We start from the raw sequence: 25,408 nt of genomic DNA, 5'->3' as shown, positions 1-25,408 counted from the left end.
GTGCGTCGATGATCCCGTTGTCCTTCGCCCAGCGTCGGCTGTGGTTCCTCCACCGACTGGAGGGACCGTCCGCGACGTACAACATCCCGTTCGTGCTGCGCCTGGACGGGCCGCTGGACACGGCGGCCCTGGCCGCGGCTGTGACGGACGTCGTCACCCGGCACGAGAGCCTGCGCACCCTCGTCGTCGAGAACGCCGACGGCACACCGGAGCAGCGCATCCTGCCACCGCAGGAGGCGCACCCGCGGTTCCGGATCGTCGATGTCGCCGCCGGCGCGGTGCAGGCCGCGGCGCACGAGGCCGCCTGCGAGGGGTTCGAGCTGGACACCGAACTCCCCTTGCGGACCACGGTGTTCCGGGTCTCCCCGCAGGAGCACGTCCTGGTGTTCGTGTTCCATCACATCGCCGCGGACGGGGCGTCGATGGCGCCCTTCATACGGGATCTGCTGGCGGCCTACGCGGCCCGCCTCGCCGGGAGCGCGCCCGACTGGGCGCCGCTTCCGGTGCAGTACAAGGACTACACGCTGTGGCAGCGCGAGGTGCTGGGCGACGAGGAGGACCCGGAGAGCATCGCCGCCGCACAGCTGGACTACTGGCGCGGCGAGCTGGCCGACGTCCCGCAGCCGGTGCAGCTGCCGCTGGACCGGCCGCGGCCCACCTCGGCCGGCCACCACGGCGGCCACGTCGACTTCGAACTCGACGACGAACTCCTCGCCGGGATCAGCAAGCTGGCCGCCGACCGCGGCGGCACGGCCCCGATGGTCGCCCAGGCCGTCCTCGCGGTCCTCCTGCACCACCTGGGCGCCGGCAACGACCTCACGATCGGCAGCCCCATCGAGGGCCGCGCCGACGAACAGCTCGACGAGCTGATCGGCTTCTTCGCCAACACCTGGGTCCTGCGCGTCGACCTGTCCGGCAACCCCGCCTTCGGCGACCTGCTGGAGCAGGTCCGCGACCGGGCCCTGGCCGCCTACGACAACCAGGACGTGCCCTTCGAGCGCCTGGTGGAGCTGCTGAGCCCGGAGCGCACCACCGCTTACCAGCCGCTCTTCCAGACCATGCTGGCCTGGCAGTTCGAGTGGGGGCAGATCGAGATACCGGGTCTGCAGGTCACCCCTGTCCCGGCGGGCACCGGCACCGCGAAGTTCGACCTGTTCTTCAACATCGTCCCGGCGCCGGGCGGGGGTGCTTACGGGCGCCTGGAGTACGCGACGGAACTGTTCGACCACACGACGGCCGAGAGCCTCGTCGAGCGCTATGTGCGGGTGCTGCGCCAGGTGGTCGCCGACCCCGCGACCCGGCTGGGCGCGGTCGACGTGCTCACCGGTGACGAGCGGAACTGGCTGGCCGGGCTGAACGAGACGGCGGCGCCGGTGACCGGGGCGACGGTGCCGGAGCTGGTCGCCGAGCAGGCGGCGCGGACTCCGGACGCGACCGCGGTGGTGTCCGGCGGGACCGAGCTGACGTACCGGGAACTGGACACCCGCGCCGCCCGGCTGGCCGCGGCACTGAGGGACCGCGGTGTCGGCCCCGACGTCCTGGTCGCCGTGGCCCTGCCCCGCACCGCGGACCTGGTGGTCGCCCTGCTGGCCGTCCTCAAGGCCGGCGGCGCCTATCTGCCGATCGACCCGAACTACCCCTCCGCCCGCGTCGACCTGCTGCTCGCCACGGCCGAACCGGCCCTGGTGCTCACCGACTACGACACCGCGGCCACGGTCGCGGGGTCCGAGAAGCCGGTGCTCCACCTGGACGACCTGAGCCTCGAAGGCCCCGCCCCCGACGCCCCGGACGTCCGCGTCGGACCGGACCACCTGGCTTACGTCATGTTCACCTCGGGCTCGACCGGCACGCCCAAGGGCGTCGCCGTCACCCACGCCGGCGTCGTCAACGGCGTACGGGACCTGCGCCGGACCGTGCGGGTCGAGGCCGGCTCCCGGATGCTCGCCGCGACCTCCGTGAACTTCGACGTCTCCGTGTTCGAGATCTTCACCGCGCTCACCGCCGGAGCGAGCGTCGAGGTCGTCCGTGACGTCCTCGAACTCGCCGAACGCGGCAGCTGGTCGGGCACCACCATCAGCGCCGTGCCCACGGTGTTCTCCGCACTGCTCGACCAGATCGGCACCGACGGCCTCCACCTCGACGTCGAGACCGTCGTCTTCGCCGGCGAGGCCCTCTCCGCCGACCTCGTGAGCAAGGTCCAGGGGACCCTGCCGGGCGTAAGGGTCGTCAACGCCTACGGACAGACCGAGAGCTTCTACGCCACCACCTTCACGCTCCCGCAGGAGCCGGCCGGAACCGGTGCCATCCCGGTCGGACGGCCCCTGGCCAACATGCACACCTACGTCCTGGGCCCGGAGCTCACCCCGGTCCCGCCCGGCGTGGTCGGCGAACTGTACGTCGGCGGTCTCCTCGCCCGCGGCTACCACCACAACGGCCCGGTCACCGCCGAGCGGTTCGTGCCCTGCCCGTTCGGTCCCGCCGGTGCGCGCATGTACCGCACCGGCGACCTGGCCCGCTGGGACGAGCACGGCCGCCTGAAGTACGAGGGACGGGCCGACACCCAGGTCAAGGTGAACGGCATCCGCGTCGAGCCGACCGAGATCGAGACGGTCCTCGGCCGGCACCCCGCGATCGCCCAGGCGGCGGTCACCGTCCGCGAGGACCACAGCGGCACCGCACGCCTCGTCGGCTATGTCGCACCGGCGGCCGCCGAGGACGGCTCCGCCGCCGCTGTCACCGTCGCGGACCTGCGCCGCTTCGTCGCCGAGCGGCTGCCCGACTACATGGTCCCCGCCCTGTTCGTCGTCCTGGAGCGGCTGCCGCTGACCCCCAGCGGAAAGCTCGACCGGGGCGCGCTGCCCGAGCCGGAGTTCACCGGCACCGCCTACCGGGCGCCGCGCGGTGAGACCGAACGGATCCTCGCCGAGGTGTACGCCGATGTGCTCGGCGCCGAACGGGTCGGTGTCGACGACGACTTCTTCACCAGCGGCGGCGACAGCATCCGCTCCATCCAGGTCGTCGCACGCGCCAAGACCCGCGGCGTGGTCGTCAGCACCCGGGAGATCTTCGAACACCGCACGGTCGCCCGGCTCGCGGAACTCGTCGAGGAGCGCGAGGAGGAGGAGCCCGTCGTCCTCGCCGAGCTGCCTGGCGGCGGCGTGGGCTGGTCCCCGCTGATGCCGACCGCGGCGCACGTGCTCGAACTGGGCGGCGGCATCGGCCGGTTCTGCATGTCGGCGATGCTGACCCTCCCCGAAGGCATCGACCGGGCCGGACTGGTTGCCACCCTGCAGGCCGTCCTCGACCGCCACGACATCCTGCGTTCCCGGCTCGACCGGACCAACCCGGGCCTGCGGATCGAGGAGCCCGGCAGCGTGGCCGCCGGCTCGCTGGTCCGCGAGGTCCGTCTCGACGGCGCCGACGCGCAGGCCGAGCTGGACGCGGCCGCCGATCGGCTGGACCCGGACGCGGGCGTCATGGCGCAGTTCGTGTGGTTCACCTCCGACACGGACGCCGACCGGCTGCTGGTCGTCCTGCACCACCTGGTCGTCGACGGCGTGTCCTGGCGGATCCTGGTCCCGGACCTCGCCGCCGCCTGGCAGCGGGTCCGCGACGGCCTCGACCCGGAACCCGCGGGCACCGGCACCTCGGCGCGGCGCTGGGCGCACGCCCTGTCCGAGCAGGCGGCCGGCCCGGAGCGGGTGGCCGAACTGCCCGTGTGGCAGGAGATCCTGCGCGCCGACGACTCCGTCCTGGGCGCCCGCGAACTCGACCCGGCGCTCGATGTCACGGCCACCGTCGACACCCTCCGCGTCCAGGTCCCGGCCGACGTCACCGCGACCCTGCTGGACACGCTGCCCGCGGTCTTCCGCGGCGGCGTCGACGACGGACTGCTCGCCGGTCTGGCCCTGGCCCTGGCGCGCTGGCGCGAGAGGCGGGGCGAGGCGGCGGCCTCGACACTGGTCCGGCTCGAAGGACACGGCCGGGAGGAGCACCTGGTGCCCGGCGCCGACCTGTCGGGCACGGTCGGCTGGTTCACCGCGATGTTCCCGGTACGCCTGGACCTCACGGGCGTCGACGTGGCGGACGCGTTCGCCGGCGGCCCGGCCGCCGGACGCGCGGTCAAGGCCGTCAAGGAGCAGCTGCGGGCGGTCCCGGACAACGGCATGGGCTACGGCCTCCTGCGCCGGCTCAACCACCGGACCGCCGCCGAACTCGCCGGACAGCGGCAGCCGCGGATCGGCTTCAACTACCTCGGCCGCTCCTCCGGCGCGGACATCCCCGAGGAACTGCGGGGCCTGGGCTGGGCCCCCGACACCACGCAGCAGAGCCTGATCGCCGCGCCCGACGCCGACATGCCCGCCCTGTCGGCGCTGGAGATCAACGCGGTCGCCACCGGCACCGCCGACGGCGAGCGGCTGACGGCCTGGTTCGGCTTCCCGACCGGTGTGCTCTCCCGCGAGGAGGTCACCGAGCTGGCGGGCCTGTGGGTCGAGGCCCTCACCGCCCTGGCCCGGCACGCCGTGACCCCCGAGGCCGGCGGCCTGACCCCGAGCGACGCACCCCTGGTCGCGGTGGGCCGGCAGGAGATCGACACCTGGGAGGAGAAGTTCGGCAAGCTCGCCAAGGTGTGGCCGACGACCCCGGTGCAGTCCGGGATGCTCTTCCACACCATGCTCGGCGGCTCCTCCTTCGACGCCTACCACATGCAGCTGGTCTTCCATCTGACCGGAGAGATCGACCCCGACCGGATGCGCGCAGCCGCGCAGGCACTGCTGGGCCGCTACGCCGCCCTGCGCGCGGCGTTCGTCGACCGGGCGGACGGCGACATGGTGCAGGTGGTGCCCGAGAAGGTCACCCTGCCCTGGCAGTACCTCGACCTGAGGGGCGCCGACGAGGCCGAACGGACCGAGACCTTCGAGCGGTTCCTCGCCGAGGACCGGGCCGCCCACTTCGACGTCGCCGTCCCCCCGCTGTTCCGGATCGCCCTGGTCGTCCTCGAATCCGGCCAGGCCGAGCTGGTGATGACCGCCCACCACGTACTGATCGACGGCTGGTCCACCCCGCTGCTCATGCGGGACCTGCTGCTGCTCTACGCCTCCGGCGGCGACCCGTCCGGTCTGCCCGCCACCCGCGACTTCGGCGAGTTCCTGGCCTGGCGCGCCCGGCAGGACCAGGCGGAGACCGCACGCGTGTGGGGCGACGAACTCGCCGGCGTCGAGGAGCCGACCCTGCTCGCCCCCGGCTCCGAGGGCGTGGGGGAGAAGGGCGTCGACCAGATCGAGGTACCCCTGCCGGCCGAAGAGGCGCGTGAACTGGTGCGGCGGGCAGCCGAGTTGGGCGTCACCGTCAACACCCTCGTCCAGGGCGCCTGGGGGCTGCTGCTCGGGCAGCTCACCGGCCGCCGGGACGTGGTGTTCGGCGCCACCGTCTCCGGCCGCCCGCCCGCCGTCACGGACGTCGACTCGATGGTCGGCATCTTCATCAACACCCTGCCCGTGCGCGTCGAGTACGCGCCCGGCGACACCCTCGCCGAGGTCCTGGGCCGGCTCCAGAACCGGCAGGCCGCACTCCTGGACCACCACTACTACGGGCTCTCCGAGATCCAGCAGTCCGTCGGACTGAAGTCCCTCTTCGACACGCTGGTCGTCTTCGAGTCCTACCCGGTCGACAAGGACGGTCTCAGCGCCGCCACCGAGGCCGCCGACGGCATCGCCTTCACCGGCCTGCACGCGCACACCGGCACCAACTACCCGCTCACCGTGATGGCGGCGGTCGACCCGCACCTCCAGCTCTTCCTGCAGTACGCCAAGGACGTCCTCGACCGGGACGCGGTGGAGATCCTGGCGGCCCGTCTCCTGCGCGTCCTGCGCCAGCTGTCGGCCGCCCCCGAGACGAAGGCCGCGGCCGTCGACGTCCTGTCCCCGGCCGAACGCACCAGGCTGCTCGGCGAGTTCAACGACACCGCCGTCGAGACCCCGGACCTCACCGTCGGCGAGCTCGTCGAGGCGCAGGTCGCGCGGACCCCGGACGAGATCGCCGTGGTCGCCGAGGGCGAGCAGCTCACCTACCGCGAACTGGACGCCCGCGCGGGCCGCCTGGCGCGCGAACTCGCCGGACACGGGGTGGGCCCGGAATCGGTGGTCGCGGTGTCGCTGCCGAGGACGGCGGACCTGGTGGTCGCCCTGCTCGCCATCCACAAGGCGGGCGGCGCCTATCTGCCGGTCGACCCCAAGTACCCCAGCCACCGCCTCCAGGCCGTCCTGGACGAGGCGAAGCCCCGCCTGGTCCTGACGGACTCCACGACCGTCGAGGTGCTGCCGGAGCACGACGCCCCGGACCTCTTCCTCGACACCCTCGACCTGTCGGCGGGCGACTGCTCCTTCGAAGTGCCGCTCCACCCCGAGCAGTTGGCGTACGTGATGTACACCTCCGGCTCCACGGGCAAGCCCAAGGGCGTCGCCATCACCCACGCCGGCGTCGTCAACGGTGTCCTGCGGCTCGCCGAACGCGTGGGCCTCGGACCGGGCAAGCGGCTCCTCGCGGGCACCTCGGTCAACTTCGACGTCTCGGCGTTCGAGATCTTCACGACCCTCGCCACCGGCGGCACCGTCGAGATCGTCCGGGACGTCCTGGTCCTGGGCGAGCGCAAGGACGGCTGGCACGGCAGCGTCATCTCCACCGTGCCGTCCGCCTTCGCCGAGCTCGTCGACGAGATCTCCGGCCGCACCACCGTCGAGACGGTCGTCTTCGCCGGCGAGGCCCTGCCCTCCGCCCTCGTCGACAAGACCCGGGCCGCCTTCCCCGGCGTACGGGTCGTCAACGCCTACGGGCAGAGCGAGTCCTTCTACGCCACCACCTTCACCGTCACCGACGAGCTGTACAGCGGGTCCGGCAGCGCGCCCGTCGGCACCCCGCTCGGCAACATGCGCGCCTACGTCCTCGGCCCCGGCCTCACCCCGGTGCCCCCGGGCACGGTCGGCGAGCTGTACGTCGGCGGCAGCGTGGGCCGCGGCTACCACGGCAACGCCCACCTGACCGCCGAGCGCTTCGTCGCCGACCCCTACGGCCCGGCCGGCGCGCGCATGTACCGCACCGGCGACCTGGCCCGCATCAACGGCCAGGGCCGGCTGGAGTACGCGGGCCGCGGGGACGCCCAGGTCAAGGTGCGCGGCTTCCGTGTCGAGCCCGCCGAGATCGAGGCCGCGCTCACCGCGCACCCCGGCATCGCACAGGCCACCGTCATCGCCCACGACGGCCGCGGCAACAGCACGAGCAAGCAGCTGGTCGCCTACGTCGTGCCCACCGCCGGCGACGACACCACCACCGCCGACGACCGCCCGAACCTGGAGTCGAGGGAACTCAACGCCTTCGTCGCCGAGCGGCTGCCGGAGTTCATGGTGCCGTCCGCCTTCATGGTCCTGGAACGGCTGCCGCTCACCCCGAACGGCAAGCTGGACCGGGCCGCACTGCCCGAACCGCAGTTCACCGGCGCCGAGTACCGGGCGCCGCGCACCACCCGTGAAGAGACCCTGGCCCAGCTGTTCGCCGAGGTGCTCGGCGTGGACAGGGTCGGTATAGACGACGGCTTCTTCGAGCTCGGCGGGCACTCCCTGCTCGCCACCCGGCTCATCAGCCGCGCCCGCGCCGAGTTGGGGATCGAGATCCCCATTCGCAAGATCTTCGACCTGCCCACCGTGGCCGCACTGGCCGAATGGTCGGAGAAGTCTGCTGCCCCTCGGCGACCAAGTCTGCGTCAGATGGTCGCAAAGGACTGACCGATGATCCCACTGTCATTCGCACAACGGCGTTACTGGTTCCTCCACCAACTCGAGGGGGGCGAGACCTGGAACATGCCCTCGGCCCTGCGGCTGACCGGGCCGCTGGACCAGGACGCCCTCGCCGGGGCGATCCACGATGTGGTCGACCGGCACGAGATCCTGCGCACCACGTATGTAGCGGATGACAACGGCAAGCCGCACCAGCGGATCCTGCCGATGGCAGAGGCCTCCGAACAGGCGGGCCTCGCGGTTCGGGACGTCGCGCCCGAGGACGTGACCGCCACGATCGACGAGGTCGTGGCGCACGCCTTCGACCTCGCGGCCGAGATCCCGTTCCGGGCCCACCTGCTGCGCTGCTCCCCCCAGGAGCACGTCCTGGTGCTGGTGATCCACCACATCGCCACGGACGGCAGCTCGGGCGCACCCCTGGCCCGTGACCTCGCCGCGGCCTACACCGGCCGCAAGGAGGGCCGGGCGCCCGCGTGGGAGCCGCTGCCCGCGCAGTACAAGGACTACACACTGTGGCAGCGCGAGGTCCTCGGTGACTTCGACGACCCCGACAGCGTCGGCGCCCAGCAGGTCGACTACTGGCGCGACGAACTCGACGGCGTGCCGCAGCCGCTGAACCTGCCGCTGGACCGTCCGCGCTCGGATGACGTGACCACGGACGGCGACGCCGTCGGCTTCGTGGTGGAGCGGAAGGTGGCGGCCCGGCTGGAGAAGCTGGCCGCCGAGCGCGGCGCCAGCATGTCGATGGTCGTGCAGGCCGCGCTGGCGGTCCTGCTGCGGGGGCTCGGCGGCGGCGACGACATCACGATCGGCAGCCCGATCGCAGGCCGCACCGACGAGGCACTGGCCGACCTGGTCGGCTGCTTCGTCAACAACCTGGTGCTGCGCGCCGACCTCTCCGGCGACCCGTCCTTCGGCGAACTGCTCGCCCAGGTGCGCAACAAGGCGCTCACGGCCTACGAGCAGCAGGACGTGCCCTTCGACGTGCTCGTCGAGGAGCTCAACCCGGAGCGCTCCACCGCGTACCGGCCGCTGTTCCAGGTGATGTGCGGCTGGCAGAACTTCGAGAGGCCCACCTTCGATTTCCCCGGGCTCGACGTGGAGTTCGTCAAGGCCCTCACCACCAAGGCCATGGTCGACCTGTTCTTCAGCCTGACCCTGGACACCTCGGGGACCCTGTACGGGGACATCCAGTACACCACCAAGCTCTTCGACCGGGACACCGTCGAGGCCATGGGCGCCCGCTTCGCCCGCGTCCTGGAACAGGTCTCCACCGATCCGGACATCTGCGTCGGCGACGTCGACATACTCCTCGACGGGGAGCGGGAACACCTCCTCGAGGAGGTGAACGACACCGCCGAACCCACCCTGGAACAGGGCCTGCTGGCGGCCGTGCACCGGCATGTGCTGGAGAGCCCCGAGGCGCTCGCCGTCATCGGCGAGGAGGCGTCGCTCACCTACCGGGAACTCGACGCGCGCTCCAACCGGCTGGCCCACTGGCTCGTCGGCCGCGGAGTGCGGGCCGAGTCGCTGGTCGCCGTGTGTCTGCCGCGGACCGTGGACCTGATCGTGGCGCTGTTCGCGGTGCTGAAGGCCGGCGGGGCCTACGTCCCGCTCGACCCCGACCACCCGCGCTCCCGCATCGACTTCGTCCTCGACCAGGCCGACCCGGTCCTGGTCCTGGACGCCGACACCCTGGCCGGCGCGGACACCACGCCGTACCCGGACACCGCGCCGGACGTCGTCGTCCGGCCGGAGAACACCCAGTACGTCATCTACACCTCGGGCTCCACCGGCACTCCGAAGGGCGTCGCGATCCCGCGCGGCGCGCTGGCCAACTTCATCGCCTCGGCCCGCAAGCGGTTCCCGCTGGCGCCGGGGGAGCGGATGCTGTTCAGCACCACCGTCTCCTTCGACATGGCCAACACCGAGCTGTACCTCCCCTTCGTCTGCGGCGCGACGATGGTCATGGCGAGGAAGGACACCGTCACCGAGCCGTCGGCCGTGGTGGCGCTGATCCGCCGCCACGGGGTCACCGCCGTCCAGGCCACGCCCGGCTTCTGGCAGATGCTGCTCACCCACAGGCCGGACGCCGCGGCGGGCCTCAGGATCGTCACCGGCGCCGAGGCCGTGCCGGTACGCCTCGCCGAGATCCTCGCGGACCAGGCCACCGAGGTGGGCAACTGGTACGGCCCGACCGAGACGACCACCTGGTCGACCATGGCACCCGTCAAGCCGGGGGAGGGCGTGTCGATCGGATCGCCCGTCGGCAACACCCAGGTGTACGTGCTCGACGCGCGGCTCCAGCCGGTTCCGCGCGGGGTGCAGGGCGAGGTGTACATCGCCGGCGACGGTCTCGCCCGTGGCTACCAGGGGCGCCCTGACCTGACCTCGGAACGGTTCGTGCCCTGTCCGTTCGGCCCCGCCGGCGCCCGCATGTACCGCACCGGGGACCTGGTGCGCTGGAACCGCGGCGGTGGCCTGGAGTACATCTCCCGCAGCGACTTCCAGGTGAAGGTCCGCGGCTTCCGGATCGAGCTCGGCGAGATCGAGCACGCGCTGACCGGGCACCCGGACGTGGCCCAGGCGGCCGTGATCGTGCACGAGAGCCAGGGCGGCGACAAACGCATCCTGGCCTACGCGGTGCCCAGGTCCGGTGCGGCGGCGGATGCGCTGCCCGCCGAACTGACGGCGTATCTGCGGGAACGGCTCCCGGAGTACATGGTGCCGTCCGCGCTGATCCCGCTGGCGGAGATCCCGCTGACCCACAACGGCAAGCTCGACCGGCGGGCCCTGCCCACCGAGGACACCGCCACCACCACGGCGGTCCGGGAACCCCGCAACGCCCACGAGGAGCAACTGTGCGCTCTCTTCCGTGACTTGCTCGGCCGGGAGAAGGTCGGCATCGACGACAGCTTCTTCGACCTCGGCGGACACTCGCTGCTCGCCACCCGGCTCAGCGTCGCCATCCGCCGTGAGTGCGGTGTCGACGTGCCGCTGAGGACCATCATCAAGTTCCCGACGGTGGCCGAACTCGCCGCGCTGCTGTCCGGCGCGGCCCACGGAGGCGAGGCCGCCGACCCGTTCGCGGTCGTGCTGCCGCTGAACGCCGACCCCGGCACCGGCAAGGAGCCGGTGTGGTTCTTCCACGGCGGCGGCGGACTGGGCTGGGCCTACTACAGCTTCGTCCCCTTCGTGACGGACCGGCCGGCCTACGCCCTGCAGTCCCGCGGCTCCAACGGCGTCGACACCCTCGCGGACTCCGTCGAGGCCATGGTCGACGACTACGTCACCGAGATGTTGAGGATCCAGCCCGACGGGCCCTTCCACCTGATCGGCTGGTCCTACGGCGGCACCGTCGTCCAGGCCGTCGCCGACAAGCTCGACCGGCTCGGGCACGAGATCGCCTTTGTGGCCATTCTCGACTCCCAGCCCGGCGGCCACGGCTTCACCGAGATCCACGCCGGAAAACAGCTCTCGGACTACCGCGAGGAACTCGAGGACTACTTCGGCCGCTACATCGGCACCGACAACCAGGAGGATTTCCTGGACACGATGTCGAAAGTCCTCGCCAACAACATGGCCCGGATGATGGATTTCGAATCCCCGGTCTACCGCGGCGATGTGCTCTTCTTCAGTGCCACCCTGCAGGACGAGTCCTACGCCCATCTCTGGCGGCCTTACGTTCAAGGCTCCCTCAAGGTCCACGACGTGCGTGCCGTGCACCATGAAATGCACATGCCCGGACCCGTGGCCGAAGTCTTCGAGGTGCTGAACCAGAGGCTGGCCCAATGACCGGATAGGGACTGAAACAAATGATTCCGGTGTCATTCGCACAACGCCGTATGTGGCTTCTCCACCAGCTGGAGCAAGGAGCGGCGACCTACAACATATCGGCGGCGTTCCGGCTGACCGGATCCCTCGACCAGGAAGCGCTCGCCGCGGCGGTGCGCGACCTGGTCGACCGGCACGAGATCCTGCGCACCACCTACGCGACGGATGACGACGGAGAACCCTACTCGCGGCTCCTGTCGTCGGCGGAGGCCGCACCGCGTCTCCGGGTGGTCGAGGTGGCCCCCGGGGACGTGGCCGGCGCGATCGAGGAGACCGTCGCGCACCGCTTCGACCTGGAGGCCGAACTCCCCTTCAGAGCCACCCTGTTGCGTGCCTCCGCCGAGGAGCACGTCCTGGTCATGGTCGTCCACCACATCGCCTCCGACGGCAGCTCCAGCGCGCCGATGATGCGGGACCTGATCCAGGCCTACACCGCCCGCCTGGGCGGCGCGGCACCGCAGTGGGAGCCGCTGCCCGTGCAGTACAAGGAGTACGCGCAGTGGCAGCGCGAGGTCCTCGGCGATGTGACCGACCCGGACAGTCTCGCCGCGGCGCAGATCGCGTACTGGCGCGGCGAACTGGCCGGTGTGCCCCAGCCGTTGAACCTTCCCTTCGACCGCCCCCGGCCCGCGACCGCGAACTCGCACGGCGACACCATCCCCCTCGCCGTGCCGGCCGAGGTCGCGACCGGCCTGCAGAGGCTGGCCGACGAACGCGGCGCCAGCATGTCGATGGTCCTCCAGGCCGCGCTGGCGGTCCTGCTGCGGGGGCTCGGCGGCGGCGACGACCTGACCATCGGCAGCCCCATCGCGGGCCGCACCGACGAGGCACTGGCCGACCTGATCGGCTTCTTCGTCAACACCCAGGTCCTGCGCGCCGACCTGTCCGGCAACCCGGCCTTCACCGACCTGCTCGCCCAGGTCCGCGACAAGGCCCTGACGGCCTACGAGTACCAGGACGTCCCCTTCGACGTCCTCGTCGAGGCCATCAACCCCGAGCGCTCCGCCTCCTACCAGCCGCTGTTCCAGGTGATGTTCGCCTGGCAGAGCTACCAGAAGCCGGACCTCGACGTCCCCGGCCTCGACGTGCGGTTCGAGCAGGCCATCCCGTCCACCGCCATGGTCGACCTGTTCTTCAGCCTGACCGTCGACGAGACGGGCGCCCTGCGCGGCGACCTCCAGTACGCGACCCAGCTCTTCGACCGCGACTCCGCCGAGGTGATCGCCGCCCGGCTCGTCCGCGTCCTGGAGCAGCTGGCCGCCGACCCGAGCTTGCGCATCGGGGACGTCGACGTGCTCGGCGCCGAGGAGCGCGAGCGCCTGCTGGTCGAGGTGAACCACGCCGGAGGCGCCATTCCCGACGTCACCCTGGTCGAGCTGTTCGAGCGGCAGGCGGCCGAGCGGGCCGACGCCGTCGCCGTGAGCTACCAGGGCGACACGCTCACCTACGGGGAGCTCAACGCCCGCGCCAACCGGCTCGCGCGCCACCTCCTCGCCCAGGGCGTGGGCCCCGAGTCCCTGGTCGGGATCTGCCTGGAGCGCTCGGCCGAACTGGTCGTCGCGCTGCTCGCGGTCCTCAAGGCGGGCGGCGCCTATCTGCCCATCGACCCCGACTCCCCGGCCGACCGCATCGCCTACATCGTCCAGGACGCGGAACCGGTCCTGCTCGTCACCACCAGCACCGACGGCACCGCCCAGGGCCTCGCCGACGACCTCCCCCTGGTCCACCTCGACCAGACCGAGGCCTACGCCGACCACAGCGACGGCGACCTCACCGACGCCGAGCGCCGCACGGCCCTGCGCCCCGAGCACCCGGCGTACGTCATCTACACCTCCGGGTCCACCGGCCGCCCCAAGGGCGTGCTGATCCCGCACCGCAACGTGGTCGGACTCTTCACCGCCACCGAGGACTTCGGCTTCGGCGCCGACGACGTGTGGACCCTCTTCCACTCCTACGCCTTCGACTTCTCCGTGTGGGAACTGTGGGGTCCGCTGCTGTACGGCGGCCGCCTGGTCGTCGTCCCCTACGACATCTCCCGCTCGCCGTCGGACTTCCTGCAGCTCCTGGCCCGCGAGCGGGTCACCGTCCTCAACCAGACCCCCTCGGCCTTCTACCAGCTGATCCAGGCCGACGCCGAGGAGCCCGGCCAGGAACTGGCCCTGCGCTACGTGGTGTTCGGCGGCGAGGCCCTCGACCTGGGCCGCCTCGCCGACTGGTACAGCCGTCACGCCTCCGACGCGCCGGTCCTGGTGAACATGTACGGCATCACCGAGACCACCGTGCACGTCACCCGCGTCGACCTCGACGAGCACTCCGCCGCCCGCTACAAGGCCAGCGTGATCGGCCCGGCCGTCCCGGGCCTGACCGCCTACGTCCTGGACACCAACCTCAAGCCCGCCCCCACCGGCGTGACCGGCGAGCTGTACGTGGGCGGCTACGGTCAGGCCCGCGGCTACCACGGCCGTCCTGGACTGACCGCGGGCCGCTTCGTGGCCTGTCCCTTCGGCGAGCCGGGGGAGCGGATGTACCGCTCCGGCGACCTGGTCCGCTGGAGTCGCACCGGGCAGCTGGAGTACGTGGGCCGGGCCGACTCCCAGGTCAAGGTCCGCGGCTTCCGCATCGAGCTCGGCGAGATCGAGCACGCGCTCGCCGGATACCCGGGCGTGGCGCAGTCGGTGGTCGTGGTCCGCGAGAACCAGCAGGACGACAAGCGCCTCGTGGGCTATGTGGTGCCCGAGCCCGGCACCGTCGTCGAGATCCCCGAGCTGACCGCGTATCTGCACGAGCGGCTCCCGGACTACATGGTGCCGTCCGCGCTGATTCAGCTCTCCGAGATCCCGCTGACCTCCAACGGCAAGCTCGACAAGCGCGCCCTGCCCGCGGAGGACACGAGCGCCGCCGTGACCGGCCGGGAGCCGCGCAACGCCTACGAGAAGCGGCTGTGCGAACTCTTCGCCGAACTCCTCGGCCTGGAGAAGGTCGGCATCGACGACGGCTTCTTCGCCCTCGGCGGCCACTCGCTGCTCGCCACCCGGCTCAGCGTGAGGGTCCGTGGCGAATTCGACATCGACATCCCCATCCGGACGATCATCAAGTACCCCACGGTCGCCGAACTGGCCGCGCTGATGCTCGCCGGCGGTGTCCCCGCCGACGACGCCGACACCTTCGCCGTCGTCCTGCCCCTGAACAGCGACCCCGGCACGGGCAAGGAGCCGGTCTGGTTCTTCCACGGCGGCGGCGGACTCGGCTGGGCGTACTACAGCTTCGTCCTGCACCTCCCGGACCGCCCGGCCTACGCCCTGCAGTCCCGCGGCTCCGACGGCGTGGACACACTCGCCTCCTCCGTGCAGGAGATGATCGACGACTACGTCACCCAGATGCTGGAGATCCAGCCGGAAGGCCCCTTCTACCTGATCGGCTGGTCCTACGGCGGCACGATCGTGCACGCCGTCGCGGACGCCCTCGACCGCCTCGGCCACGAGGTCTCCCTCGTGGCGATCCTGGACGCCCAGCCCGGCGGGCACGGCTTCACCGAGGTGCACGCCGGCAAGGAGTCCGAGGACTACCGGGCCGAACTCGAGGACGACTTCAGCCAGTACATCCGCATGGGCAACCGGCAGGGCTTCCTCGACACCATGTCGAAGGTCATGGCCAACAACACGGCCCGGATGATGGATTACCAGTCGCCCGTCTACCGCGGCGACGTCCTGTACTTCGACGCGACGCTCGAGGACACCTCGTACGCGCATCTGTGGCGGCCCTACGTCGGCGGCTCCCTGGAGGTGCACGCCATGAACGCCACGCACCACGAGATGCACATGCCCGCACCGGTGGCCGAGTTCTTCGAGGTCGTCAACCGCAAACTGCCGTAGCTCGACAAACGATCGATTGGATGATGGGGGTTGGTCGGGGTGACAGGACCCGGCACATCTGCGGAACACGCAGGCCAGGCAACGCTGTTGTGCGTGCCGTTCGCGGGAGCGGGACCGTCGTTCTTCCACCCGTGGAAGGACCTGGCCGGCGACCGCCGGCGCGTGGTCTCCGTCGAACTGCCCGGCAGGGAGCGACGGATCATGGAGGAGCCGTTCCGCAACGTCGTCGAGGCGGCCAAGAACACCGTCGACGACGTCGTCGCCGAACTCGGCCCGGGCGCCCGGACCGTGCTGTTCGGGCACAGCCTGGGCGCGGTGCTCGCGTACGAGCTGGTGCATCTGCTCAGCGCGCGTGACGTGCACGTGGAACGGCTGGTCGTCAGCGGCTCGCCGGGTCCGTGGACGCAACGCGAGCGGCGCGCGGCGGGCCTTCCGGACGAGGAGTTCCTCGCCCGTGTCGAGGAGTTCGCGGGCTTCCGCCACGAGGCCCTGGACCACCCGGAGATGCGTGAGCTGATCCTCCCGGTGCTCCAGGCCGACTGCGAGATGCACGAGAACTACGTCCCGAGCACCGACGACCCGGTCTCGGTGCCGATCACCTCGCTGCGCGGCGACTCCGACGGACTGGTCACCGCCGAGGAGGGCCGCCAGTGGCGGGACGCCACCACGGCCGAGTTCACCTACGTGGAGTTCCCCGGCGACCACATGTACCTGGTCGACCTCGGTCGCGAGGTCCTGGACGTGATCGAAACGGAATCCGCCCGCGGCCGCTAGCGCCAGGGCCGACGCCGACGGCAGCAACACCCCTGTGACCAGGGGCGATCGGGTCAAGCGCCGTGTCAGCGGCGTGACAGGTCGATGACAGGCCCGGAGAGGAAAGTGGAGTCATGAGAACTTCGGCGATCGCAGTCTCGGGGCTGCGCAAGGCATATGGAGACAAGGTCGTGCTCGACGGCATCGACTTCGATGTCGCCGCGGGGTCGATCTTTTCCTTGCTCGGCCCCAACGGGGCGGGCAAGACGACCACCGTCAACATCCTCACGACGCTGCTGACGGCCGACGCCGGCACGGTGAGCGTCGCCGGGCACGACTCGGTGACCGCGACCAGGCAGGTGCGCGCCGCCATCGGCGTGACCGGCCAGTACGCCGCGGTCGACGAGCTGCTGTCGGGCCGCGAGAACCTCCAGCTGATGGCGGACCTCAAGCGCGTGCCCTCCGGCGGCCAGCTGGTGACACGGCTGCTGGAGCGCTTCGACCTGGTGGACTCGGCCGACAAGCTGGCCGCCACCTACTCGGGCGGTATGCGCCGCAAGCTGGACCTGGCGATGACCCTGGTCGGCAACCCGCAGATCATCTTCCTCGACGAGCCGACGACGGGCCTCGACCCGCGCAGCCGGCGCACCATGTGGGGGATCGTCCGCGAGCTGGTGGCCGAGGGCACCACCATCTTCCTCACCACCCAGTACCTGGAGGAGGCGGACCAGCTCGCCGACCGGATCGCGGTGCTCAACGGCGGCCGCCTGGTCGCCCAGGGCACCCCGGACGAGCTCAAGCGTCAGATCCCGGGCACCCACGTCCGGTTCCGCTTCACCGACGTGTACGAGCTCGACACGGCGGCACGGGTCCTGCCCGAGGCCACGCGCGACGACGAGGAGCTGACGCTGCGGGTGCCGAGCGACGGCGAGACCCGCTCGCTGCGGGGCCTGCTGGACCGCCTCGACGCGCACTCGATCGACGCCCTGGAGTTCTCGGTCAACCGGCCGGACCTCGACGACGTCTTCCTCGCCCTGACCGAGACCCCGAACACCGACACCGACCGCATCAGCAAGGAGGCGATCGCCCAGTGAGCGCCCTCTCGACGGCACTGACCGACTCGTCGATCATGCTGCGCCGCAATGTGAAGCACACCGTGCGCAACCCCGTCGCGGTCTTCAACGCGGTCCTGCTGCCCATCGTCATCATGCTGATGTTCGTCAAGGTGTTCGGCGGTGCGTTCAGCGTCGGCTCCAGCTACATCGACTACGCCACGCCGGGCCTGCTGGTCATGGCCATCAGCTACGGCCTCGGCGCCACCGCGACGGCCGTGAACGACGACATGACCAAGGGCGTCATCAACCGCTTCAAGGTCATGGACGTCTCCCGCGGCTCCGTGCTCACCGGGCACGTCGTCGTCACCACCCTGCGCTGTCTGGTGGCCTGCGCGGCCATCATCGGCGTGGCCTTCGCGATGGGCTTCGACCCCGCCGCGAGCGCCCTCGACTGGCTGGGCGCGCTCGGCATGATCGTCCTGCTCGCCTTCGCGGCCGGCTGGCTCACCGTGGCCCTCGGACTGGCGGCGAAGACCGTGGAGTCGGCGGGCATGGCGACGGTCCCGCTGATCATGCTGCCCTTCCTGAGCAGCGCGTTCGTCCCCGCGGACTCGATGGGCGCCGGTGTGCGGCAGTTCGCCGAGTACCAGCCCTTCACCCCGATCATCGAGACCCTGCGCGGACTGCTCCTGGGCAACCTGTCCAGCGGCGACGCCTACGCCGCCATCGCCTGGTGCGTCGGCCTCGCGCTCGTCGGCTACCTGTGGGCGGTCTCCACCTTCAAGAAGCGGGCCTGACCCCGCCACCACCGCAAGCGAACCGCCCCGGAGCCTCACCTGGCGCCGGGGCGGTTCCGCGCTGTCCGAAGCGTTCTCCCGTCGCGTACGACAACGGCGGCCGCCGGCACCCCGGTCGGGTGCTGACGGCCGCCGTCGCGCGATCCGTGCGGTCTCTCACCCCTGCCGGGCCGGCCCGAACCAGGTCGTGAGGGCGTCGCGCAGCGCGGAGACGTCGAGCGCCTCGCCGACCGCGGCCGCCCAGGCGACATGGCCGTCGGGCCGGATGAGAAGAGCCGCGGGAGGGGAGATCTCGCCGATCGCCGGGACGGGCCACAGCTCGTCCTCGCTCTGCGCCTCGACCTGGTCCACGCGACCGGCCCAGCCCGCGGCGGCCGCCGTCACCTCGGCGCCGCCGCCCAGGTCGAGCAGCACGGGCCGCCCGGCATGCAGCAACTCGTAGACGCAGGTCTCGCCCTCGGGTGTCTTGAGGTCGGCGTCGAAGACCCGGCGGCCCGCCATGGGGTGGTCGCCGTCGGCCGGGTAGCGGATGTCCAGCGCCGTGAGCATGTGCCGCAGCCGCCGGTTGACGTCGTCGAACACCATGAGCTCGCCGAACACCTCACGCAGCGCGTCCGTCTGAGGGCCCGGCCGGGCCAGGGCCGACTGCGCCCGGGTGTTGTTCAGCACCCGCTCGCCCACGGGGTGCCGCTCGTCGTGGTAGCTGTCCAGCAGGGACTCCGGTGCCGAACCGCGCACCACCGAGGCCAGCTTCCAGCCCAGGTTGACCGCGTCCTGCACCCCCATGTTCAGCCCCTGCCCACCGGCCGGGAAGTGGATGTGCGCCGCGTCGCCCGCGAGCAGCACCCGGCCCTGCCGGTACCGGTCGGCCTGGCGGGCGGCGTCGTTGAACCGGGAGATCCACCGGGGGCTGGTCATCCCGAAGTCGGTGCCGGCGACCCGGATCAGCGACTCCCTCAACTGCTCGAACGTCACCGGCTCGTCGCGGCCTGCGACCCGGTCGTACTCGGAGGTGATCACCCGGAACCAGCCCGGTTCGAAGGCGATCGCCGAGTAGTCCCCGCCCGGGGTGCGCCGCACCCAGACGTAGTCCTCCGGCAGATCGGGGAGTTCGACGTCACCGATGAGCGCCGTCATCGTCGCCTCGGTGCCGGGGAATCCGATGCCCGCGAGCTTGCGCACCGTGCTGCGCCCGCCGTCGCAGCCCACCAGATAGCGGGCGCGCAGCGTCTCGGGCGCGGGCGCGGTGTCCAGCTCGACCGTCACGCCGTCGGCGTCCTGGTCGAGCCCGCGCACCCCGGCCGACCGGCGCACCCGCACACCGAGCTCGCCGGCCCACTCCTCCAGGAGCCGCTCGATGGCGGACTGCAGGATCATCAGCGGGTAGGGGTGCCTCGACTCCGACTCGTCGAAGTCCAGATACAGGCCGGAGAAATGCCCCACCGGCTGCAGCTCGCCCTCCGCCAGGAAGCGGTCCAGTACGCCGCGCTGGTCAAGCACCTCCAGGGTGCGCGAGTGGATCCCGCCGGCCCGCGACTCGCCGGTGCGCTCCGCGAGCCGCTCGACCACCATCACGTCGACGCCGGCCAGCCGCAGCTCACAGGCGAGCATCAGACCGGTCGGCCCGGCGCCCGCGATCACCACATCCGCGTCCATGCCGATGTGTCCCACGTCGTTGCCCCCTCAATTCCATTGCAATTCCAGTGCGCCTCAAGCGTCGTTAAGTCAATTCCACGTTCACTGAACGCGTATCAGCCGGTCCACGCTCAACCCTGATGGGCCGAGAAGCACCGGACACCGCCAACACGGTGTCAGTGGACGCGAATTCACGCGACACTCGGTATCGGCCATTCAAAGAATGTGTCTCGCCGGCGGGACAGGCGTAAAGGGCCCCGGTGGCCGTGATGGCGGAGGAAGGAAAGACTGGCAATGGAACAACAAGCCGCGCCTTCGAGTGCGCCGGTATCGCTGGCGCAGGAAATCTCGGCTCTGTGGACGGAGTGCCTCAGTGGGCGCCCGGTCGGAGAGGAAGACGAATTCTTCGCCCTCGGCGGTAATTCGCTGGCGGGAATCAGGATCATCGAACGGGTACAGCAGGACTACGGCGTCCAGCTTTCCGTACGCGATTTCTATCTCGCGGGCACCCCGACCAAGGTCGCCGAACTGATCGAGCAGGGGAGGACGGGGACGTGAGGCTCACGCCGGGTCCCGCACGCGACATCGACCTCGCCGAAGTCGACCTGTTCGACCTGGACCTGTACTCCCACGGCGACCCGCACCCGATCTGGGACGTGATGCGGGAGAAGGCACCCCTGCACCACCAGGTCCTCCCCGACGGGCGGGAGTTCTGGTCGGTGACCCGCTTCGAGGACGTCCACCGGGTGCTCGCCGACCACCGGGAGTTCACCTCCGAGCGGGGCACGGTCCCCACCCACCTCGGGACGGACGACGAGGCGGCCGGCGTGCTGATGACGTCCACCGACCCGCCCCGGCACACCGAGGTCCGCCGCCCGCTCGGCTCCAAGCTCACCGCACGCGCGGTGAAGGCCTGGGAGGACAAGATCCGCGGGACGATCGTCCGCTTCCTGGAGCCGGCGCTCGACGGCGAGGTCTTCGACCTGGCCGAGAAGGCGCTGCTCCTCCCGGCGATGGTCACCGGCCCGCTGCTCGGCATCCCGGAGAAGGACTGGGAGAACCTCGTCCAGCTGACCGCCATGGTCACGGCACCCTCCGACCGGCACTTCCTCGTCGGCCACGAGGCCGCCACCCTGGCCATCTCCCACCACGAACTCGTCACCTACGTCAGGGAGTGGGCCAGGAGCCGCCGGGCCACCGGCGACGAGGACGACAGCCTGCTGCACCACCTGATGAGCGTCCGCCCGGGCGGCAAGCCGCTCACCGACGAGGAGATCGCCCTCGACGGCTACAGCATCCTCCTGGGCGCCAACGTGACCACACCGCACACGGTCTCGGGCACGGTCCAGGCCCTCGTCGAGCGGCCCGAGCAGTACGCGAAGGCCCAGGCCGACCCCTCCCTGATCCCCAACCTGGTCGAGGAAGGGCTGCGCTGGACCTCGGCCGCCTGCAACTTCATGCGGTACGCGGTCGACGACGTCGAGATCGGCGGGGGCACCATCCCGGCCCGCGGGGCGGTCGTCGCCTGGATCGGCTCGGCCAACCGGGACGCCGCCCAGTTCCCCGACCCGCACACCTTCGACATCACCCGCGCGAACGCCAAACGGCAGGCCGCGTTCGGGTTCGGTCCGCACTTCTGCATCGGCGCCCCGCTGGCCCGGATGACGCTGCGGATCTTCTTCGAGGAACTCCTCCAGCGATTCGACTCCATCGAACTCGCCGGTGAACCGGAGCATCTGCGGTCGTACTTCATCGCCGGGATGACCCACCTGCCCATCGTCGCCCAGAAACGGCAGACACCATGACCACCGTCGCCGCCTCGCCGTGGTTCGTCCGCCCGCCGGCCGACCAGGCAGCCGCCCGGCTCTTCTGCTTCCCCTTCTCCGGCTCGGGGGCCTCGGCCTTCAGCGCCTGGCCGGCGGCGCTCGACGGCACCGAGGTCTGCCCGGTGCAGTTCCCCGGCCGCGAGAACCGCCTCGGCCACCCGCACTACGGCAGCTACGAGAACCTCGCCGACGCCCTGGCGGAAGCCCTGGAGCCGCTGCTCGACCGGCCGTTCGCGTTCTTCGCGCACTGCGCGGGCGCCCTGCCCGCGTACGAGACCGTCCTGCGGCTCGCCGCACGCGGACTGCCCACCCCGGACCGTCTGTTCGTGTCCCGCCAGCCGGCCCCGCACGACGCCGCCCTCGACCCGATGCTCGCCATGTCCGAGGACGAACTGCGCGCCGAGGTCGAGTCGTTCATCCGCGGCCGGGGCATCGAGCCGCGCCCCGACATGGTCGGCCTCGGCCTGATGGTGCTGCTCCGCGACCACGCCGCCGCGAAGGCCTACGAGCGGACGGACCCGGCCCGGCTGCCCTGCCCGGTCACCGTGCTGAAGTGGCGCGACGACCCCGACGTGAGCCTCGACGACCTCCAGGGCTGGCGCCGGTACACCGACTCGGTCGAGTACCACGTCGTCGACGGCGGCCACTACCAGTTCATGGACGCACCGGACGAGCTGCAAAAGCTGCTGACCGGTCGGCGGTGAGACCCCCTACCGCCCGCAAGAGCCGAACACCGAGGGAACCGGAAGGAATTCGTATGCGTGGCGCAGCCGCCGATATTGCCGTCATCGGGATGTCGTGCCGCTTCCCCGGTGTGCAGAACCTGGACGAGTTCTGGCACCTGCTGCTCGACGGCAGGTCGACCGTGGGAACTTTCCCCGAGCAGCGGGCGGCCGACTCCCGGCACCGCTCCCACCCGGACGCGGACACCCTGGACTCGGGCTCGTTCTTCGACTCCGTCGACGGCTTCGACGCGGAGTTCTTCGGAACCTCCCCGGCCGAGGCCGCCGCCATGGACCCCGTGCAGCGGCTCGGCCTGGAGCTCGCCTGGGAGGCCGTCGAGGACGCCCGCATCCCCGCCGGCGCACTCGCCGGCCGTGAGATCGACGTCGTCGTCGGCGCCGGGCCCTCCGGCTACGAGCTGCTGCGCAAGCTGTCCGGCAGCGACCAGGACGACCACTACGCCGCGCTCGGCTCCAGCGGCGCACTGATCGCGAACCGCATCTCCAGCCTCTTCGACGTGCGCGGCATGAGCTTCTGCGCCGACTCCGGCCAGTCCTCCTCCCTCGTGTCGCTGGCGCTGACCTGCGAACGCATCAGCGCGGGCGCGATCGACATGGCGATCGCGGGCGGTGTGCACCTGATCGTCGACGCGGCCGCGGGCAGCGGACTGGCGAACCTCGGCGCACTCTCACCCGACGGCCGCTGCTTCACCTTCGACGAGCGCGCCAGCGGCTTCGCCCGCGGCGAGGGCGGAGCGTTCGTCCTGCTCAAGCGTCTCGACCTCGCCGTCGCCGACGGCGACCACATCTATGCGGTGGTCCGCGGCTGGGGCGTCGGCAGCGGTGGATCCACCACCCGTATGCCCGACCCCAGCCCCACCGGACAGGCCGCCGCCGTACGGTCCGCCCTCGAACGCGCCGGCGTCGGTTTCGACGCCATCGACTACGTCGAGGCCCACGGCACCGGCACCCGGCTCGGCGACCCGGCCGAGATAGCCGGTCTGCGTGAGGCGTTCGGGGACACCGCCCGCAGCCGCCCCCTGACGATCGGCTCGGTGAAGACCAACGTCGGACACCTGGAGCCGGCCGCGGGCATCGTCGGCTTCGTGAAGACGGCCCTCTGCCTGGACCGCGCCCACCTCGTCGCGAGCCTGAACTTCGACTCCCCGAACCCGGCCATCCCGGGCTTCCAGGACGACTTCGACGTCCCGCGCGCCGCCCGGCCCTGGCCGGACGAGCCCGACCGGCCCCGCCGGGCCGGGGTGTCGGCCTTCGGCATGGGCGGCACCAACGCCCATGTGATCCTCGAACAGGCCCCCACCGCGCCCGAGGCGGACACTCGAGTGCCCGACAGCACCGGCCGGTTGGTGCCCTGGGTGCTGTCGGCACGCTCGGAACCGGCCCTGCGCGAGCAGGCGGCACGGCTCAAGGGGCTCGTGGCCGCCGACCCGTCCCTCACGGCGACCGACGTCGGCCACTCCCTGGTGACGACGCGGGCCCCCTTCGAGCACCGGGCGGTGATCCTCGGCGGCAGCCGCGAGGACTCCCTGACCGGCCTCGACCTGATCGCGACGGGCGGCGACTCGGCACAGGCCGTACGCGGCGCGGCCACGGGACCCGCCGGCCCGGTCGTCTTCGTCTTCCCCGGCCAGGGCTCCCAGTGGCTGGGCATGGGCAGGCAGCTGTACGCCGAGTCGGCCGACTTCGCGCGCGCCGTCGACGAGTGCGAGCAGGCGCTGGCACCGTACGTGGACTGGTCGTTGGCCGAGGTCCTGACCGGCGCGGAATCGGCCGCCTCCCTGGACCGGGTCGACGTCGTCCAGCCGGCGCTGTTCGCGATGATGGTGTCGCTGGCCCGGGTCTGGCGGTCCCTCGGAGTCGTCCCCGACGCGGTCGTGGGCCACTCGCAGGGCGAGATAGCCGCCGCCTGCGTCTCGGGCGCGCTCTCCCTCCAGGACGCGGCACGGATCGTGGCCCTGCGCAGCCGGGCCCTGACCGACCTGGCCGGCCTCGGCGGCATGAGCGCCGTGGCCGCGACCCCCGAATGGGTCGAGGAGCGGCTGGAGCAGTGGACCGGACGGCTCTCGGTGGCCGCCGTCAACGGTCCCGCGTCCGTGGTGATCGCCGGAGACGACGAGGCGCTCGACCAGTTCGCCGCGAGCGCCTCCGCCGACGAGGTCCGGGTACGGCGCGTCAAGGTCGACTACGCCTCCCACTCCCACCACGTCGAACGCATCCGGGACCGCCTCCTCGAAGACACCGCGGCCGTGTCACCGCGCGAATCGGCGGTGAGGTTCCACTCCACCGTCACCGGCGGACCGCTCGACACCCGCGCCCTCGACGGCTCGTACTGGTACGACAACCTGCGCTCGATGGTCCGCTTCGGCGAGGTCGTCGAAGACCTGATGCGCGACCAGGGCGGCGTGTTCGTGGAGGTCAGCCCGCACCCCGTGCTCCAGGTCGCGATGGAGGAGGCCGCCGACGCGCTGCCGACCCCGCCCCTGGTGGTGTCCACCCTGAACCGGCGCGACGGCAGCGCGGGCAGGATCCTGACCTCGCTGGCCGAACTGCATGTGCGGGGCGTGCCGGTGAACTGGAGGACGGTGTTCGCCGCGGACCGGCCGCGCCGGGTCGCCCTGCCCACCTACGCCTTCCAGCGACAGCGGTACTGGCTGACGGCCCCCGCCGTCACCGCCGAGAGCCCCGCCGCACAGCCGGCCCGCCCCGGCGCCGGGGCGGCGGACCTGGTCTCCGAGTCCGCGGTCCTCACCCTCGTGTGCGCCGAGACGGCGACGGCGCTGACCGCCAAGGGCGCCGGTTTGACGGGCGCCGACCTGGAGGCCAGGGCGACGGAGACCTTCAAACGGCTGGGCTTCGACTCCTCGATGGCCGTGGGACTGCGCAACCGGCTCAACGCGCTGGCCGGCGTACGGCTCCCCGCCACCGTCGCGTTCACCTACCCCACACCGCAGGCCCTCGCCGCGCACATCCACTCCCTGATCGCACCAGAGGCGTCCGCCGCCCCGGAAACAGCGGCGGAGACAAGTCTGGAAAGCCACACCGATGACGATCTGTACGCACTGATCGACGGCGGATACACGTAGCCGCACCGCGCTCTCACACG

The 25,408-nt window shown here is 71.4% G+C and carries 11 protein-coding genes; 10 read left to right on the top strand and 1 reads right to left on the bottom strand.

Translation table 11 applies throughout. The features are described from left to right. The first annotated feature begins 8 nt into the window (after positions 1-8). From PH203_RS42720 to PH203_RS42695, 6 genes are all read left to right on the top strand, one after another. Positions 9-7,778 (top strand): non-ribosomal peptide synthetase, encoded by a 7,770-nt coding sequence (locus PH203_RS42720; protein WP_289927528.1) that lies wholly within the window; start codon positions 9-11, stop codon positions 7,776-7,778. A gap of 3 nt (positions 7,779-7,781) precedes the next feature. Next, the gene (locus tag PH203_RS42715) at positions 7,782-11,585 is read left to right on the top strand and encodes an amino acid adenylation domain-containing protein (RefSeq protein ID WP_289927527.1); all 3,804 of its coding nucleotides are present in this window, start codon (positions 7,782-7,784) and stop codon (positions 11,583-11,585) included. A gap of 20 nt (positions 11,586-11,605) precedes the next feature. After that, positions 11,606-15,496: an amino acid adenylation domain-containing protein gene (locus PH203_RS42710; RefSeq protein ID WP_289927526.1), complete on the top strand. Its 3,891-nt coding sequence runs from the start codon at positions 11,606-11,608 to the stop codon at positions 15,494-15,496. Between the two features lie 84 nt (positions 15,497-15,580). Beyond that, a complete protein-coding gene (locus tag PH203_RS42705) occupies positions 15,581-16,270 on the top strand; it encodes an alpha/beta fold hydrolase (RefSeq protein ID WP_289927587.1) in 690 nt (229 codons plus the stop codon). A gap of 113 nt (positions 16,271-16,383) precedes the next feature. Beyond that, the gene (locus tag PH203_RS42700) at positions 16,384-17,343 is read left to right on the top strand and encodes an ATP-binding cassette domain-containing protein (protein WP_289927525.1); all 960 of its coding nucleotides are present in this window, start codon (positions 16,384-16,386) and stop codon (positions 17,341-17,343) included. Beyond that, entirely contained in the window at positions 17,340-18,101 is a 762-nt protein-coding gene (locus PH203_RS42695) for an ABC transporter permease (RefSeq protein WP_289927523.1), read from the top strand. Before PH203_RS42700 ends, PH203_RS42695 begins: the two co-directional genes overlap by 4 nt. Positions 18,102-18,257: 156 nt before the next feature. On the opposite strand, the gene PH203_RS42690 is transcribed toward PH203_RS42695, so the two are convergent. Next, positions 18,258-19,772, bottom strand: a complete 1,515-nt coding sequence (locus PH203_RS42690) for an FAD-dependent monooxygenase (protein ID WP_289927522.1) — start codon at positions 19,770-19,772, stop codon at positions 18,258-18,260. 258 nt (positions 19,773-20,030) lie between these two features. On the opposite strand from PH203_RS42690, the gene PH203_RS42685 reads away from it, so the two are divergent. Genes PH203_RS42685 through PH203_RS42670 form a run of 4 tightly spaced genes read left to right on the top strand, consistent with a single transcriptional unit; the run spans position 20,031 to position 25,388 of the window. Beyond that, positions 20,031-20,294 carry a phosphopantetheine-binding protein gene (locus PH203_RS42685; RefSeq protein WP_289927521.1) on the top strand — a complete coding sequence of 88 codons (264 nt, stop codon included), beginning with the start codon at positions 20,031-20,033 and terminating at the stop codon, positions 20,292-20,294. Further along, positions 20,291-21,541, top strand: coding sequence for a cytochrome P450 (locus PH203_RS42680; RefSeq protein WP_289927520.1), 1,251 nt, complete (start codon positions 20,291-20,293; stop codon positions 21,539-21,541). Before PH203_RS42685 ends, PH203_RS42680 begins: the two co-directional genes overlap by 4 nt. After that, positions 21,538-22,266: an alpha/beta fold hydrolase gene (locus PH203_RS42675; RefSeq protein ID WP_289927519.1), complete on the top strand. Its 729-nt coding sequence runs from the start codon at positions 21,538-21,540 to the stop codon at positions 22,264-22,266. Before PH203_RS42680 ends, PH203_RS42675 begins: the two co-directional genes overlap by 4 nt. Before the next feature lie 53 nt (positions 22,267-22,319). Next, entirely contained in the window at positions 22,320-25,388 is a 3,069-nt protein-coding gene (locus tag PH203_RS42670) for a type I polyketide synthase (RefSeq protein WP_289927518.1), read from the top strand. The last annotated feature ends 20 nt before the right edge of the window (positions 25,389-25,408 follow it).

The organism is Streptomyces sp. S.PB5 (genome assembly GCF_030403745.1).
GTDB lineage: Bacteria > Actinomycetota > Actinomycetes > Streptomycetales > Streptomycetaceae > Streptomyces.
The sequence above is the reverse complement of the archived record's forward strand: the minus strand, read 5'-3'. Positions and strand labels throughout refer to the sequence as shown.

Bases quoted from the DNA above. Each gene is read 5' to 3' on its own strand.
- PH203_RS42710 (WP_289927526.1), top strand. From the start codon at position 11,606: ATGATTCCGGTGTCATTCGCACAACGCCGTATGTGGCTTCTCCACCAG.
- PH203_RS42720 (WP_289927528.1), top strand. From the start codon at position 9: ATGATCCCGTTGTCCTTCGCCCAGCGTCGGCTGTGGTTCCTCCACCGA.
- PH203_RS42670 (WP_289927518.1), top strand. From the start codon at position 22,320: ATGCGTGGCGCAGCCGCCGATATTGCCGTCATCGGGATGTCGTGCCGC.
- PH203_RS42685 (WP_289927521.1), top strand. From the start codon at position 20,031: ATGGAACAACAAGCCGCGCCTTCGAGTGCGCCGGTATCGCTGGCGCAG.
- PH203_RS42700 (WP_289927525.1), top strand. From the start codon at position 16,384: ATGAGAACTTCGGCGATCGCAGTCTCGGGGCTGCGCAAGGCATATGGA.
- PH203_RS42675 (WP_289927519.1), top strand. From the start codon at position 21,538: ATGACCACCGTCGCCGCCTCGCCGTGGTTCGTCCGCCCGCCGGCCGAC.
- PH203_RS42715 (WP_289927527.1), top strand. From the start codon at position 7,782: ATGATCCCACTGTCATTCGCACAACGGCGTTACTGGTTCCTCCACCAA.